The sequence below is a fragment of the Streptomyces sp. NPDC059989 genome (assembly GCF_042736975.1).
Taxonomy (GTDB): Bacteria; Actinomycetota; Actinomycetes; order Streptomycetales; family Streptomycetaceae; genus Streptomyces.
Map to the genome: position 1 here is coordinate 215,069 of NZ_JBHWUO010000006.1, position 15,056 is coordinate 230,124.

General features: G+C 65.1%; 7 protein-coding genes. 4 read left to right on the forward strand and 3 right to left on the reverse strand.

Annotated features, from left to right (window positions below):
• Positions 1 to 126 precede the first annotated feature (126 nt).
• Positions 127 to 1,248 (reverse strand): winged helix DNA-binding domain-containing protein, encoded by a 1,122-nt coding sequence (locus tag ACFWBN_RS08130; RefSeq protein WP_385172357.1) that lies wholly within the window; start codon positions 1,246 to 1,248, stop codon positions 127 to 129.
• A 133-nt stretch (positions 1,249 to 1,381) separates the two neighbouring features.
• Between ACFWBN_RS08130 and ACFWBN_RS08135 the strand changes: the two genes are divergently transcribed.
• The gene (locus ACFWBN_RS08135; protein ID WP_385172360.1) at positions 1,382 to 2,551 is read left to right on the forward strand and encodes a magnesium and cobalt transport protein CorA; all 1,170 of its coding nucleotides are present in this window, start codon (positions 1,382 to 1,384) and stop codon (positions 2,549 to 2,551) included.
• Positions 2,552 to 2,969: 418 nt separating this feature from the next.
• Here ACFWBN_RS08135 and ACFWBN_RS08140 read toward each other — a convergent pair whose 3' ends face one another.
• The gene (locus tag ACFWBN_RS08140; protein ID WP_385172363.1) at positions 2,970 to 4,214 is read right to left on the reverse strand and encodes a tyrosine-type recombinase/integrase; all 1,245 of its coding nucleotides are present in this window, start codon (positions 4,212 to 4,214) and stop codon (positions 2,970 to 2,972) included.
• 46 nt (positions 4,215 to 4,260) lie between these two features.
• Positions 4,261 to 4,521 (reverse strand): helix-turn-helix transcriptional regulator, encoded by a 261-nt coding sequence (locus ACFWBN_RS08145; protein WP_385172430.1) that lies wholly within the window; start codon positions 4,519 to 4,521, stop codon positions 4,261 to 4,263.
• A 1,352-nt stretch (positions 4,522 to 5,873) separates the two neighbouring features.
• Here ACFWBN_RS08145 and ACFWBN_RS08150 point away from each other — a divergent pair.
• The 3 genes from ACFWBN_RS08150 (at position 5,874) to ACFWBN_RS08160 (ending at position 15,053) form a co-directional block, all read left to right on the forward strand.
• Positions 5,874 to 7,025, forward strand: coding sequence for a serine/threonine-protein kinase (locus ACFWBN_RS08150; protein ID WP_385172365.1), 1,152 nt, complete (start codon positions 5,874 to 5,876; stop codon positions 7,023 to 7,025).
• A 187-nt stretch (positions 7,026 to 7,212) separates the two neighbouring features.
• Positions 7,213 to 10,149, forward strand: a complete 2,937-nt coding sequence (locus ACFWBN_RS08155; RefSeq protein ID WP_385172368.1) for a DEAD/DEAH box helicase — start codon at positions 7,213 to 7,215, stop codon at positions 10,147 to 10,149.
• Positions 10,146 to 15,053 (forward strand): Eco57I restriction-modification methylase domain-containing protein, encoded by a 4,908-nt coding sequence (locus tag ACFWBN_RS08160; RefSeq protein WP_385172371.1) that lies wholly within the window; start codon positions 10,146 to 10,148, stop codon positions 15,051 to 15,053. The genes ACFWBN_RS08155 and ACFWBN_RS08160 overlap by 4 nt, the downstream gene beginning before the upstream one ends.
• Positions 15,054 to 15,056: the final 3 nt, after the last annotated feature.

Here is a 15,056-nt window from a genome sequence, read left to right on the forward strand (position 1 = left end):
TGACGAGTGCCCGCAGTCTGGCACGGACCGCCCGGGCGGCGCGGTCAGGGTCGGACCGGCGCGGCAGGCGGCGGACCGGCCCGCTCAGCGTCGGAGCGACCGATCAGCGCAGGACCGAGCGGCCGATCACCGGCGAATCGGCCCGAAGCGCACGGAGCCCCGTCCGGGTCCGGGCTCGCTCTCGGAACCGCCCATCGCGGAGATCATCAGTTCGCCCTCGGCGACGATCTCCTCCTTGCGCGCCGCCGAAACCTCCCCGAACAGCTCCACGGTGACCACGCCCCCGTCCTCCGCCTTCCACAGGCCTGCGACGAAGCCGTCGACGAGCAGCGTGCAGTGGGCCTGGTTCCCGGTCCAGGTGCGCCCCTTGATCTCGGGGGCGACCACGCGGGTGCGGTCGGCGTGCGAGAGCAGGAGGTTGTCGAATTCGGGGAGGAAGCGGGGCGGCGACGGGGTCTGCGCGTCGGGCCGCGGGGCGTCGGGCAGGTCGAAGAGCTCCACGCCGTTCTCGTCCCGGAAGACGGCCAGGCCGGGGCGCAGCCGCTCGAAGGCCTCGCGCAACCGGGTCAGCCCTGCCCAGACCTGCATGTCCTTGACGGAGGCGGGCCCGAAGGCGGCGAGGTAGCGCAGGACGACGTCGTCCACGGGCTGCGCCGCCCCGGCGGGCTGTCCGAGCCACGTCTCGACGGTGGTGAGGCGGACCTGCCCGCTGCGCCCCCACACCCCGCGGGGCGTGACCTGGACGAGCGGCAGCCGGCAGCGGGCGGCGACGGCCAGGGACTGCGGGTCGGCGTCGGGCCAGTGCTTGAGCAGTTCCTCGCGGATCTCGCCCATGGTGCGCGGCTCGCTCTCGACGAAGGCGCGGGCGAGGTCGGCGAGCCGTTCGAGGTCCACCCCCACCAGCCCCTTGCGGAAGTAGTTCACCTCGCGGTCGCGTGCGGGCTGGACGAGGGGGCGCAGGGTCAGCGCGTCGTGGGCGGTATGGGTATGGATGGTCGACCGCATGGTGACCATCCGAACCACCTCGCGGGACTCCATGAGCCCGGCCAGCTCGGCGGGCCGGAAGCCGGCGAGCCGGGCGTGGAGCTGGTAGTACGGGGGCTTCACGTTCTGCGCCTGGAGGCCGAGGAGGTGCCCGACGGCGTCCGCGGCGGACATCTCGGCGCGGCTCAGGAGCAGCTGGCGGGCGAGCGTGGCACGGTTCAGCGACCGGGTGTCGAGTACGGGATGCGTTGTCCTGGAGGCCATGACAGCAAGCTAACCCTCCTTGCGGACACACTCTGTCCGCAACTCACAAACTCATCCCGCCTCACGCACCCCTTTCTCCCCTATATCCTGCACCTTGCCCGTAAACAGACGTTCGACCGGGAGCTGACCTGCGATGTCGGAGCGCCCAGACCGCCGCACCCCGCCGTCCGCCGCGAAGCGCCCGGTGTGGCGCCGGCCCGGCCACCCGGCCGCCACGCCCCCGACGGGCGGGCAGCCGCCGGCCCCGCAGCCCGCGCCGGCCGCCCCCACTCCCCCGGACCACCGCAGCGTGATCGACTCCGCCGTCTACCGCGACGGCCGCCGGGTTGCCTCCCCCGCCACCCTGGCGGACACCTTCCGACTGCTGCGCGAGGAGCCGGACGGGATGGCCTGGATCGGCCTGCATCGCCCGACCGAGCTCGAACTCCACTCCCTGGCCGCCGAGTTCAACCTCCACGAACTCGCCGTCGAGGACGCACTGGAGGCCCACCAGCGACCCAAGCTGGAGCGCTACGGCGACACCCTCTTCGTCGTGCTGCGCGCGGCCCGCTACCTCGACGCCCAGGAGGAGGTCGAATTCGGCGAACTCCACATCTTCGTCGGCCCGGACTTCCTGATCACGGTCCGCCACGGCGGCGCCCCGGACCTCTCCAGCGTCCGCCGCCGCATGGAGGGCACCCCGGAACTCCTCTCCCTCGGCCCCGAGGCCGCCCTGTACGCCATCCTCGACACGGTGGTCGACGGCTACGCCCCGGTCGTCGAGGGCGTCCAGACCGACATCGACGAGATCGAGACGGAGGTCTTCCGCGGCGACCCCGCGGTCTCCCGCCGCATCTACGAACTCTCCCGCGAAATGGTCGAGTTCCAGCGCGCCACCCGCCCCCTGGTCGGCATGCTCCACGCCCTGATGGCCGGCTTCGCGAAATACGGCACGGACGAGGAACTCCAGCGCTACCTCCGCGACGTGGCGGACCACGTCACCCACACCAGCGAACGCGTAGACGGCTTCCGCCAGGCCCTCACCGAAATCCTGACGGTCAACGCCACCCTGGTCTCCCAACAACAGAACGCCGAAATGCGCGCCCTGGCCGAAGCCGGCTTCGAACAGAACGAGGAGATCAAGAAGATCTCCTCCTGGGCCGCCATCCTGTTTGCACCCACACTGGTGGGAACCATCTACGGCATGAACTTCCAGGATATGCCGGAGTTGAAGTGGGCAGGCGGCTACCCCTTCGCAATCCTGCTGATGGCAGTAGTCTGCGTGAGCCTGTACGTCATCTTCAAGAAGCGTGACTGGCTATAGACAGCAGCCCCACCCACAGATCAATTTCGCAGACGCAAACGTCTTGAAAGTCTCCCCCGAGGGGCCTGGGGGGAATCTGGGGGGAATGCGCTCTGCTGGGGGAGCGAGGCGCTTCACCGTCACCTGCCGCTCCCCACGTCTAATGCAGGCAGGCCCCAAGCACCCCGCCCTCGTGAAGCATCACCGAGAGTGAATCCTGCCGCGCCGGGTGGCTGATCTGGCGACGATGCCATCGGTATGGATGGCGGTACGGCGGGGCCTCGAGTGATCGGCCAAGCCGTCGGTTTCGAGATCCTCACCAGCCCGCCAGCGTTCAACCCATGATCGGCGCCGCCTCATCCCCTGACACCTACGCGCCGGGGCGTCACCGCGGCATGAGGAAGCGGGTGGCACAGCGCCTGCTGTGCCACCCGCTTCCTCATGCCGTGAGGTTCTCTGGGACGTACTGCGGCGCTACGCCGAGCAGTGCATCGACGGCCGCTCGCCCCTTGCCCCCAGCTTCGGGCATGAAGTGGGCATAGTGGTCGAGGGTGATGGTCGGGCTGGAGTGGCCGAGCCACCGAGCAAGAGTGACGACGGATTCGCCGGCTTCAAGGATGATCGAGGCGTAGGTGTGCCGTAGGACGTGGAAGCCGTCCTTGCGTGATGCCTTCCAGCGCTCCCCCTTCTCCCTAAGGGGGATGACACCTGCCTTCGCGAGGGCAGGCTTCCAGTTCTCGTCGTTGAAGATGTTGGCGCGGATCGCGTTGCCGTACGTCGTGGTCAGGACGAGCGGGAAGGCCTGCTTCTCCCGCTCGGGCTCAGGACCGCCCCACGGCAGCTCGACCTCAACAGCGGGGTGCTGTAGGAAGTGGGCGAGCAACTCGGCCGCGACCGAAGGAGGCATATCGACGATACGGGTCTTCCCACCCTTGGGCAGCGCGAAGTACAAACGGCCGTTGAGCAGTTGAACCTGGCGCCGCACGCGGATGACACCGCGTTCGAAGTCGACGTCGAGCGGCGAGAGGCCGAAGACCTCCCCCTGGCGTAGCCCGCATCCGAGGGCGACCACAACCGCAACCCTGTAGCGCGGGTTGATGACGTCCCGCACTCGCTGCGCGGTCTCCAGCGGCCAGATCTCCCGCAGATCTTCCGGCACCTTGGGCCAGCGCACCGACTTGGCGCGCATCGGATTGCGGACGAGGCGCTTGTCGTCGATCGCCGTCTCGAAGATGTTCGAGAGGGACGTGAGGATCTGGCGTGCGTAGCGAGGTGCGCACTCGCCTTCGAGTGTGGCGATGTAGCCCCGCAGGACGGTCGCAGAAATGTCCCTCAGAGCCACTGAGCCGAGATGCGGAAGGATGTGGAGACGTACGCGCTCGTCGACCCGTTTGATCGTACCCGGCGCACCCCGCACGCCTGCCTTCCAATATCGGGTGACGTAGTCGGTGACGGTGATGGAGCCGTCACGCGGATCGACGAACTCGCCACGCTCACTGTCGGTGCCTGCCCGGCGCAGCCACGCTTTCGCATCCTCCAGGGTGTCGAACGACATGTCACGGACGCCCGGAATTCTGGCGACTCGGTACCTGGTGCCTTTGCCGTAGCGGGCGGATCGCTCCCGCTTGCCGGTGACAGGGTCTTTCTTCTTGTTTATCCATCGATCTTCGATGTAGCCGGCCAAAAACTTCCTTACGACTATGAGGTTGCGGGCCGTAGGCCTGGAGGCCTCAGGCGGTTGCTGAGTAGTCGGCACGGCGCCGGTACGGCGCAGCGCTCACGGGGTTCAATGCAGGATTCGAGCGGGAGTCCGCCTGTTCCTGCTCGCGTATCCAGGCGTCGATGGCGTCGATCCGGTAGGTCACGCGCCCGCGGGGTCCCAGACGGAAACTTGGCGGCCCCTGACGCCGGTGACGCCAGACGTACAGCGTCCGGGGCGAGAGACCGAGGTAGGCAGCCGCTTCCGCCACACCAAGAAACGCGCGGTGCATGGTGGTTGCGCTCCGGAGTGCCGAGTCCTGGGTTGGCTTAGTGAGGCCCTGCAAGGAGAACTCCTTCAGTAGAGATCAAGGGCGGGGAAGCCGCCGGAGATCCTCTCTGAAATCTCCAGCTGCCATCGAGCAGTCGTCCGCACGGCTACACCGCCAAGCACAACCACCACGGACAGATCCAATGATCCGGAGAATCTGGGATTACCGAATTCACGGACCGTCTGATATCCCCTACACCAGCGCGCACCCATGCTCGGCTCACTCGGCGAGTCGATAGGAGCGGAGCCCTGCATCAGAAGCCTCTTCGCTCACGGCGACCAGACCATCATCCGTAAGTCGGGAAAGACACCTGGCTCTCGGAAATCTCCAATGCCCCGGATGTCTGCTGAGCCGTAGCGCCGCGATGCGTCGCAACGTAGGCAAGAACGACACGGTCTCGCCTGTAGCCGTCCTGAAGGAGGTCCTCCGCGAAGAGGCCGGCCGAGCACACCGAGAGGCAGAGCGCCGTGGCGACAGCGCCGTAGTCGTTGCGCTGCTGGCCAGCCACGGCGTAGGCAGCGCTCAGGGCGAAGAGGAGCGGAGAAGTTAGGCGGAGCGAGCGGAGAACGGTGTTGGACAGTGGAGCCTCCTGAAGTACGACGCCGTGAGACCGGATCGGCGCCCTGGCCTGTTGGCATCACGTTCGACGATGGAGTCAGCCAGGGGCTATCCCCTCGCTGACCTGCTGTTTTCGCAGGTGTTGTACGTTGACATGGCCCGACAGGACGTTCCAGTCGTCCGTGCCTATTTGTCGTCTGCTGTGGGCGGATTCAACGCCAAACGTCCCTGCTATCGAGGAAGGGCATGCCGATGCGGACGGGCGATGCGCTCTGGGAGCAGTCACTGCATCGCCTGCGGCAGCTGGGGCAGGTATCCGCCTCGGCACATGAACGGGCTACATCGGCAAGAGAGGCAGTCGCCTCCGCCGGGGAGGACCGAGAGGCACGCAACCGCTGCCATGCCAAGTACTCGGCCCTACAGGCCCGAAGCCAGACATGCGACGCGGCCTACCTCAAAGCGGCCGACATGCTTGTTCGCCCGGGCAGCATCGCAACGACGTCCACCGATGCGTCTTCCCCAACCGACCCGTGGGTGCAGCGGCGCCGGCCTGGTGGGTGGAGACCCGCGCAGATCCGTCTGCTCGCCGACGGGTGACCCGGGCGCGGGAAGGTGATCCGCAGCAACAAGCTGGACCCGGTGACGCATGCGAGGTGTTTCGAGAAGGGAGCTCCACGGGGGCGGCGGTCACCGAGGCCCGGCTGAACTTGGCCCTCGGATTCACGAGAGATCCAATAAGGCACAAGACGTAGCCCGTGCCGCTGATAACCTCAGCGTTGTTGACGTGTGACGCATCGCGTCCGGCGCATTCCGTGTTCACCTGCCCGGTCGCCGAATGGGGGGCGATGGTGTTCGAGCCGCTGCGGGAGAAGGACCCCCGAGAGATCGCGGGCTTCCGGCTGACCCAGCGTCTCGGCCAGGGAGCGATGGGCGTTGTTTACCTTGGATACCGCAGCCCCCGCCCGGTGGCGATTAAGGTCATCAAGCCGACGCTGGCGGACCAACCGTACTTCCGTCAGCGGTTCGCTCAGGAACTGGAGGCGATCCGGCGTGTCGGTGGGTTCCACACCGCAGCGCTCGTGGATGCCGACCCGGATGCGGAGCAGCCTTGGATCGCCACCGAGTACGTCCACGCGCCTTCACTCGAGGGACTGCTGAACCAGCACGGTGCTGTGAGCGAGCTTGGGGCGTGGTGGCTTGCGGCGAGTTTGTCCGATGCGCTGATTCACATCCACTCTGTCCGGCTGCTCCACCGTGACCTGAAGCCCAGCAACGTGCTGGTCACCACGCAGGGAACTCGCGTGATCGACTTTGGCGTCTGCCATGTCGGAGGCGCGACCGGGCTCACCTCCGGCGATACGCCGGTCGGCACTCTCGTCTACATGGCGCCGGAGCAAGCCAAGGACTCCCGCAAGGCGAGTGAGGCCGCGGACGTCTACAGCCTGGGCGCGACGCTGGTACATGCGGCAACCGGGCACCCCCCGTTTTACGCCGACATTCCCGTACAGCGGATACTGGACGTCCCACCCGACCTGTCGGGCTTGCCTGAGAGCCTGCGAGAGCTGGTTGTCACTACCTTGTCCTACGCTCCGGAGGACCGGCCTACCGCCCACAGCGTGCTGGAGGCGGCCATGGACCGGCTCCTGGAGCATGCGGTGCCGGTAAGTGGTCCGCTTTACCCGCCGCTGCCTGGTGCGTTCCTCACGGACGTTCTGCAGGTGGAAGGTGCACCGCCGGTGCCGCCTGCCCTTCCTGAGCCAGCTCCGGCTCACCCCAGGGGAGGGGCCCCGGGGGGGGAACCCGCGCCGGCCACACCACGCGCCCCCCGCGCCAACCACCCGGGGGGGGGCCCCCGGCCTCTCGGCTGCCAGCGCCGCCTCTGGTTGGCCTGGCGGCACCGGCGGTGAAGGCGCAGCCTGCAGAACCTGTCGCCGCAGGCGCATCCAGCAGTGGAGGCGCGCCGTGGGCTGACCGCTGGCGCGGACAGATCCGCGCCCGCCGGTCCGACTTCGGCGGCTGATTCCGCAGAGCCTTCAGTGGGACAGGCAGTAGGCACGACGAGGCAGTTCAACAGTGATCGAAGGAGAGGGCTCAGTGACCAGCGCCGCAGGCACAGCCAAATTCGCCGCGGGAATGCAGGTCCGTGCACGGGATGAGGACTGGTTGGTGGTCGAGGTCTCCGAGACCTCGCACGACGGTACGCGCCTCGACGTCCGCGGCATCTCCCCGCTCGTACGCGACCAGCGGGCTGTCTTCTTCGCCCACGAATCCCTGGACCGGGTCACCCCTCTGCGGCCCGAGGACACCGACCTCGTCGTCGACGACTCCCCGGAGTGCCGCCGCTCCCGGCTGTTCATCGACGCGCTGATCCGGAAGACGCCGCTTCCGCTGTCAGAGCAGCGGCTAGCCACGGTCGGCACGCACCTCGCCGATGACCTGGCCTACCAGCGTGAGCCTGCGAGGGCAGCGCTGCGGGGCTTGCGGCCGAGGCTGCTCATCGCCGACGCTGTCGGGCTGGGTAAGACCCTGGAGGTAGGCCTGCTGCTGTCGGAGCTCATCCGCCGGGGCAGGGGGGAGCGCATTCTCGTCGTCACGCCCAAGCACATCCTGGAGCAGTTCCAGCACGAACTGTGGACGCGTTTCGCGATTCCCCTCGTACGCCTGGACTCGACCGGTATCGAACGCATCCGGCAGAACATCCCGGCTGGTCGCAACCCCTTCTCGTACTACAAACGCGCGATCATCTCCATCGACACGCTGCGCTCCGACCGCTGGCGTAGCCACCTCATGCAGGTTGCCTGGGACGCTGTCGTCGTCGACGAGTCACACAAGCTGATCAACACCGGGACTAAGAACAACCGGCTCGCGGGCTTGCTGGCTCCAAGAACCGACGCCCTTATCCTTGCCAGCGCCACACCCCATAACGGTCAGCGTGAGTCGTTCGGTGAGCTGCTGAGCCTGCTGGACCCGACCGCCATCCCCGACACCAGCGACTACGACGAGACCCAGCTTGAGCACCTTTACGTCCGCCGGCACAAGATGTCCCCGGACGTCTCGGCGGAGATCGGCCACAAGTGGGCCACCCGCAAGCCGCCGGTGGCTTTCGACTGCGTCGCGAACCGCACGGAACAGAAGATCTTTGAGGAGCTGTACGACGTCTGGATCAGGCCTGAGGCAGGCCAGTCCGCTCCGGTGAGTGGCAAGGGCGCCCGGCTGTTCCCTTATACGCTCCTGAAAGCCTTCCTTTCCTCGCATAAGGCGTTGGCCGAGACAGTCGAGAACCGGATCGAGCGCATCGACGAGGACATCCGGGAGCACCCGGAAAGGAGTGACCAGCGGGCCGCAGAGCGCTCGGCCCTCAGCCGGCTTGGCGAGCTCGTCAGCGAGGCCACGGTGGAGGACGCGGCCAAGTTCCGCCGCCTGGTCGACGAACTAAAAGGCATGGGGATCGGGCAGGGCTCCGACCAGCGCGTCGTCGTCTTCTCCGAGCGCCGGGCCACCTTGCAGATGCTCCATAACGCCCTGCCTGGTGTGCTGGGCTTCGAGGTGAGCAAGGAGAACGGACGGGGAGCGATCCGCCAGCTGCACGGTGGTCGGCCCGACGACGAACAGCAGCGGACCGTAAAGGACTTCGGCCTAGCGGACAGCGAGCTGCGTGTCCTGCTCACGGGTGACATCGCGTCCGAGGGTGTCAACCTGCATCGCCAGTGCCACCAGATGATCCACTACGACCTGCCCTGGTCACTGATCACCATCGAGCAGCGCAACGGTCGTATCGACCGGTACGGCCAGCCAACGTCCCCAGAGGTCCGTGCCTTGCTACTGGTCCGGCAGGACGAGGATCCCGATGTCCCCTCCGCAGACCGACTGGTCTCTCGGCGACTGCTGGAGCGCGAGGATGAGGTCCATCGCACCCTCGGTGAGGCGGCCTCTATCCTCGGCCTGCGCGACGAGGAGTCGGAGGAGACTGCGATCAAGGCGGGACTCGCGGACGGGAAGATGTTCGACGAGATTGTCCCCGCACAGCCGGTCGATCCCTTCAATCTATTTATGGCCCACCACACCGTCGACGGGTCGGGAGCCCACTACCGAGTACCGCAGCTCTTCGCCTCGACACGGGCCTTCGTCGAGGAGGCACTCGACGAGGTCTACGGCAACCCCGAGGAGAAGATCGGGAAGGCGTGGGACAAGGACTACCCGGAGATGCTCTCTTTCGCCCCGGACCGCGAACTGCAACGACGACTCCTCGTCCTCCCGCAGACCTACCTGGACGAGCGTGGAGTGCTCGACAAGCTCAGGGTCACCTTCGATTCCGGGTTCGCTCAGCAGCGCCTGGACCGCGCCCGCGAGCGCAGCGGCGAGAGAAGCAAAGGCGCGATCACGAAGCAGGAGCGACGCGAGACCTCCGGCTGGCCCGACGTCAGTTACCTCACCGACCAGCACCCAGTGGTGGAGTGGCTCACCGACAAGGTTCTGGTCCGGCTCACGCGCAATGCCGCGCCCGTCATCACCGCCAACGTCCCAGGGCCAGTGTTCCTGATGCAGGGCATGTACTCCAACGCCAAGGGCCATCCCACTGTCCTCGCCTGGTCCTGCGTGACCGGACTCGAACACGGCAACCCCGTGTTCAACGACGATCTGGTCGGTGTCCTGGAACGTGCCGGCGTGAAGCCCAAAATGCTCAACCGGCCCTTCGCCGGGGACGTCGATGCCCTGCGCGCCCTAGTGCCGCGCGCGGTCGAGGCCACGCGGCAGCACCTACTCAAGCTGCGTAGCAGCCAGGAAGAACCGCTGATCGAACAGCTGGACGAGTACGAGAAGCGCCTAGCGGCCTGGCGCAAGGCGAGCCAGTCAACGTTCGAGCAACTCACCCTCGGCGTCCGGCGTGAACACGAGGAACAGCGGGTGGAAACCACCGCCATAGAGGTCGAGCAGCTGATCGAGCAGCTCGCCACCCAGGGCGACTCAATGATCCGCGTGATCGGGGTCCTCGCCCCCACCGCCGCAGCCAGTGAACAGAAGGGTGTGTGACCACCGTGGCATTCGAAGCGATCATCAACCGCGGTGAGTACATTTCCGCCCACTACCTCGCCGAACTCTTCGCCAAGGACCTCACTGACCTGCGCAAACACTGGACAGCAGCGGACCGGGCCGGTCAGCCCACATCCCGATCGGGCATGAGGAGCCTGGGCCGCGACTACTTCAAGGCCAAGGTCCGCATCACCGAGAAGGACGACTTCGGCGGATCCGAGCTGCGCAAACTCAACGACTCTCTACTCGCCGCGCTCGCCTACATCCACCGTGGAGACGAACCGCCAGAGCGCGGGGGCGACAGCCATACCAGGATCCAGCGTGGCGTCTTTGAGGTCATGCACAGCGACAAGCCCCGCAGAGTCCCCGTCGCCTTCGCTGTGAAGGGTCCCGGGGGCGTCGAGCTGATCGCGCTGGACGTCAGCTGGATCACGGACGCCGAACTCGTCGCCTCCGATGTCGAGGACGGCGGCGCGAAGTTGCTCGCTCCCATCACCCTTGACGGCAAGAATGAGATCACCGGCGCAGCGGAGGCCATCACCTTCCTGTTTGGCAGTGAGGACGCGTACGCGCCCAGGTTCGTACTCCTGCTCGCCGGCGGTGCCGTGCTGCTCGCCGACCGCACCGCGTGGCACGAAGGCCGATTCCTTGGCGTCAGCATCGACGCCGCGCTCGACCGCAACCTTGCGGCCGACGGCGGCGAGCTGGAAGCCGTCTCGGCCCTGTTCGGCGCGGAGTCCCTGCTGACGGAGGGCGGTGCCGCCGGATTCCTGGACAGCCTCGTTGACAAGGGCCGCAAGCACGCCGTCGGCGTGTCCAAGGAGTTGCGGGAGGGACTGCGGCAGTCCGTCGAACTGATCGCCCAGGAGATCCTGGACCGCATCCACGACCAGGACGGCGACCCTAGCGAACTCGGCGACAGCACCGAACTAGCCAACCGACTCACCCGAGAATCACTGCGTTACCTGTACCGCATTCTGTTCCTCCTGTACGCAGAGGCACGACCGGAACTGGGCATCCTGCCCAGCAATGACGACGCCTACCAAGACGGCTACGGACTCGCTCGACTCGGCGAGCTGGCGTCCTACGACCTTCCGGATGAAGCCCAAGATGGCTTCCACTTTCACGAGTCATTGGATCTACTCTTCCATCTCGTCGACCAGGGCCACCGCGCATTGGAGGAGAAGGCCCACAATTCGGAACTGGACGCGGATGGCATCCGCTTCGAGTCCCTGCGCAGTGACCTGTTCCACCCGGATGCCACGCCGTTGATCGGATCGGTGCGCATCGACGGCCAGCGGATGGACACCCGCTTGCGGAACAAGGTTCTTTGGCGGGTGCTGAACCGCCTGATGCTCAGCCAAGGAGCTGGCAAGGGCTTCATCTCCTACGCCCAGCTCGGTATCAACCAGCTCGGCGCGGTATACGAGGGCCTGATGTCGTACACCGGCTTCTTCGCCTCCGAGGACCTGTACGAGGTAGCCAAGCCGGACTCGGACGGACTGGCTGGCACGTGGGTCGTCCCCCAGGGGGAGGCGGACAACTACGACGACGAGGTTTTCGTCAAGCGCCGCGACGAGATCACTGGCGCACTCAGGCGGGTCGAGCACAGAAAGGGATCGTTCGTGTACCGGCTCTCGGGCCGAGAGCGCCAGCGGTCTGCCTCGTACTACACCCCAGAAGTGCTCACCCGCAGCACGGTCAAACACGCGCTGGCCGAACTGCTCGACCAGGGCGGAAAGACCACGCGGGCTCGCGACATCCTGGACCTGGTTGTGTGCGAGCCGGCGCTCGGCTCGGGAGCGTTCCTCAACGAGGCCATCAACCAACTCGCGGCCGAGTACCTGCGCCGCCGCATGGTCGAGCTCTCAACCGAGCGCGGCCAGGACGTACAGCTGGCGCCGGACCGGTACGAAGCCGAACTGCAGAAGGTCAAGGCGTACCTGGCTCTGCACAACTGCTACGGCGTGGACCTCAACCACACCGCAGTGGAACTGGCCGAAGTATCGCTGTGGCTCAACGCGATGCATGAGGGCCTCAAGGCTCCTTGGTTTGGTCTCCATCTGAGGCGCGGCAACTCGCTCATCGGCGCTCGCCGCGCCGTGTACGACGCCTCGGCGCTGAAGCGAAAGACGTGGCTGACCACGATCCCGACAGAGCGGCCGCTACGGGAAGCCGCCGAGGAAGGTACCTTCCTCGGCGGCCAAGAGATCCATCACTTCCTGCTCCCCGCCAAGGGCTGGGGCGCGGTCATCGACGCCAAGCAGGCCAAGGAGCTTGTTAAGGAGGAGCGCGACCGCCTCTCGGATTGGCGCAAGAAGGTCACGTCTACCCCTTCGGTTGCACAAACCAAGCGTTTGGTAGCGCTGGGAATCCGCGTTGAGCGGTTGTGGGAGCTTACGAGGCGCCGCCTCGTCGTGTCGGAGATGGAGGTTCGTCGCGACATCGCCGTCTGGGAGGTTGACTCGCATCGGCCTCTTCCCAACTCAGCCCGGGCCGTCTCGCGCGAGGAGGTGGAGCAGGCACTACAGAAGCCTGGCGCGCCGCGCGGTCGCCTCAAAATGGTCATGGATGCATGGTGCGCACTGTGGTTCTGGCCCGTGGGCCAGCCCAACACCCCGGAACCGCCGAATCTTGATGAATGGATGAACTTCTGCGAGGCCGTACTCGGCGTCCCACCAGCCAAGGCTAAAGCAACGTCGTCGAAGCGTGGCTCCGGCGCTGGGCTGGATGACGCGTTCGGACTGTTCGCAGACACGGGGGATTTTGAGCAGCTCGCCGTGGACGACGAGCTGGATCGCACGCTGAGCCAGTGCACGGACATGCCCACAGTGGCGCTGCGCTTCCCGTGGCTCAGCGAAGTGGACTCAATCGCCCGAAAAGAAGGTTTCTTCCACTGGGAGCTGGAGTTCGCCCACATCTTTGAGCGCGGCGGATTTGACCTGCAGGTAGGGAATCCGCCGTGGCACCAGCCGAAGTGGGAAGACGATGACGTCCTGGCAGAGCATGATCCGTGGTTCGTATTCGCACATAAGGTGTCGGCAGCCGACAAGAATACTCGACGTGGAATAGTCCTGTCGGATTCGGAAAAACGCTTGGCATACATGGCGGACCTGAATTCGTGGGCCGGAATGAATACCTACCTGGGTTCAGCGGTCGATTTCCCACAACTTTCAGGCTTCCAGGTTAATTTCTACCTGAACTTCATGATCCGAGCATGGGAGAATGTCGGACCTTCGGGCGTCGCTGGGTTGATCCATCCCGAATCACACTTCAGCGACCCGAAGGGTGGCGCGTTGCGCGGAATGCTCTATCCGCGACTGCGTCGCCACTTTCACTATCGAAACGTATTGAATCTTTTCGAAATCAAGGATACGCGACGCTACGGCATCCACATCTATGGACAGCCTCGGCCAGTAGACTTCTTGAATGTGAACATGGTTTTCCATCCCGATACGGTCGACCGCTCCTTCGGGCATGATGGTACTGGTGAAATTCCGAGCGCCCAGTTCGAATCCGGCGGTTGGGACCTCCGCCCACACCGTGAACGCGTTTCCCGTGTCACCATCGAGGTCCTGAAATCTTGGTCCGCGCTTGTCGATAAAATCGGCACACCCCCGTCGCACGCGCGGATGGTCCTTCCGATCACCCAGGTCGACGTCGGCGTATTGCAGAGTCTGTCAAATTTCCCGATCCGCTTGGGTGGGTACAAATTTTGGTGGACATCAGGTCTGCATGAAGGCGGAGCGCAGGACGATGGCGTAATTGAGCGACGTACTTCAGTTGCCGATTCTTGGGAGGATGTAATCCTCCAGGGCCCCAATTTCTCTGTTGCTACGCCATTCGACAAGCAGCCCAACCCGAGCGGCCGATCCAAACATGACTATTCACCATTGAAGCTTGAGGAGCTTCCCGAGTTTGTGATTCCGCGCACTAACTTCAGTCGCGCATGCTCGATTGAGCATTTCCGGTCGCTGAGGGCTATCTGGGGCGAGGAGCCATCGGTAGATTTCTTCAGGGTGGCATGGCGCCGCATGGTTGACCCCATTACCGAGCGAACCCTAAATGCTGTCGTGATCCCACCGGGCCCCACTCATACTGACGGCACCTGCACTCTGAGACTTTCCTCGAATCGAGATACAGCTACACTCGCAGGAATCTGGGCAGGACTACCCTCGGACTACCTGGTAAAAGTAGCAGGAAAGTCTAATCTATCTGCGGATTTGGTGACGCTATTCCCTTCGCCACTTTCCCATCCACTTTCCACCCCTCTACTCCTGCGCGCCCTTCGCCTAAACTGTCTCACCCGAGACTACGCCCCCCTATGGGGGGAATTGTTCGAAGTCGAATGGTCTATGGATCGGTGGGCTGCCCCCAAGCCGTTCGGCGTCCTGATTCAAAACATTGAACCGGCGTGGTCTATGTCGACACCACTTCGTACGGAATACGACCGGCGTGCCGCCCTTGTGGAGATTGATGCAATTGTCGCAGTCATGCTTGGTCTTTCATCGGACCAACTGTGCGCAATTTATCGATCCCAGTTTGGCACCCTTCGCAGGTACGAGTGGGAGACCTTCTTCGCTCCAGATGGACACAAGATTGCGGACACGGCGCATGCATATAACGTCGGAGTCCGACAGACTCCCGAAGAGGCGGTATTCGCTAAGACGTGGGTAAAAGCTGCCCGGGCGGGCAACCCAACCCCGGATCTTCCTGACGGCTGGGTGAAACCAGACCGTGAGGCCGAGATGAGGCAGGCCCATGCGGACTTTACTGCGCGACTGATTGCTGGCGAGTACGGCGACTATGTCGCATATGCGGCTGAGCACGGGGATCACGGCAACCTTCTCGGCACAGCCAACGCCGCTCAGGTCCTTGCCGATGTACCGGCAGAAAGCAGGTAAGAC

What these genes read in the sequence shown, in the direction of transcription:
- ACFWBN_RS08145 (WP_385172430.1), bottom strand. Translation starts at nt 4,521, where the DNA reads ATGCACCGCGCGTTTCTTGGTGTGGCGGAAGCGGCTGCCTACCTCGGT.
- ACFWBN_RS08130 (WP_385172357.1), bottom strand. Translation starts at nt 1,248, where the DNA reads ATGGCCTCCAGGACAACGCATCCCGTACTCGACACCCGGTCGCTGAAC.
- ACFWBN_RS08135 (WP_385172360.1), top strand. Translation starts at nt 1,382, where the DNA reads ATGTCGGAGCGCCCAGACCGCCGCACCCCGCCGTCCGCCGCGAAGCGC.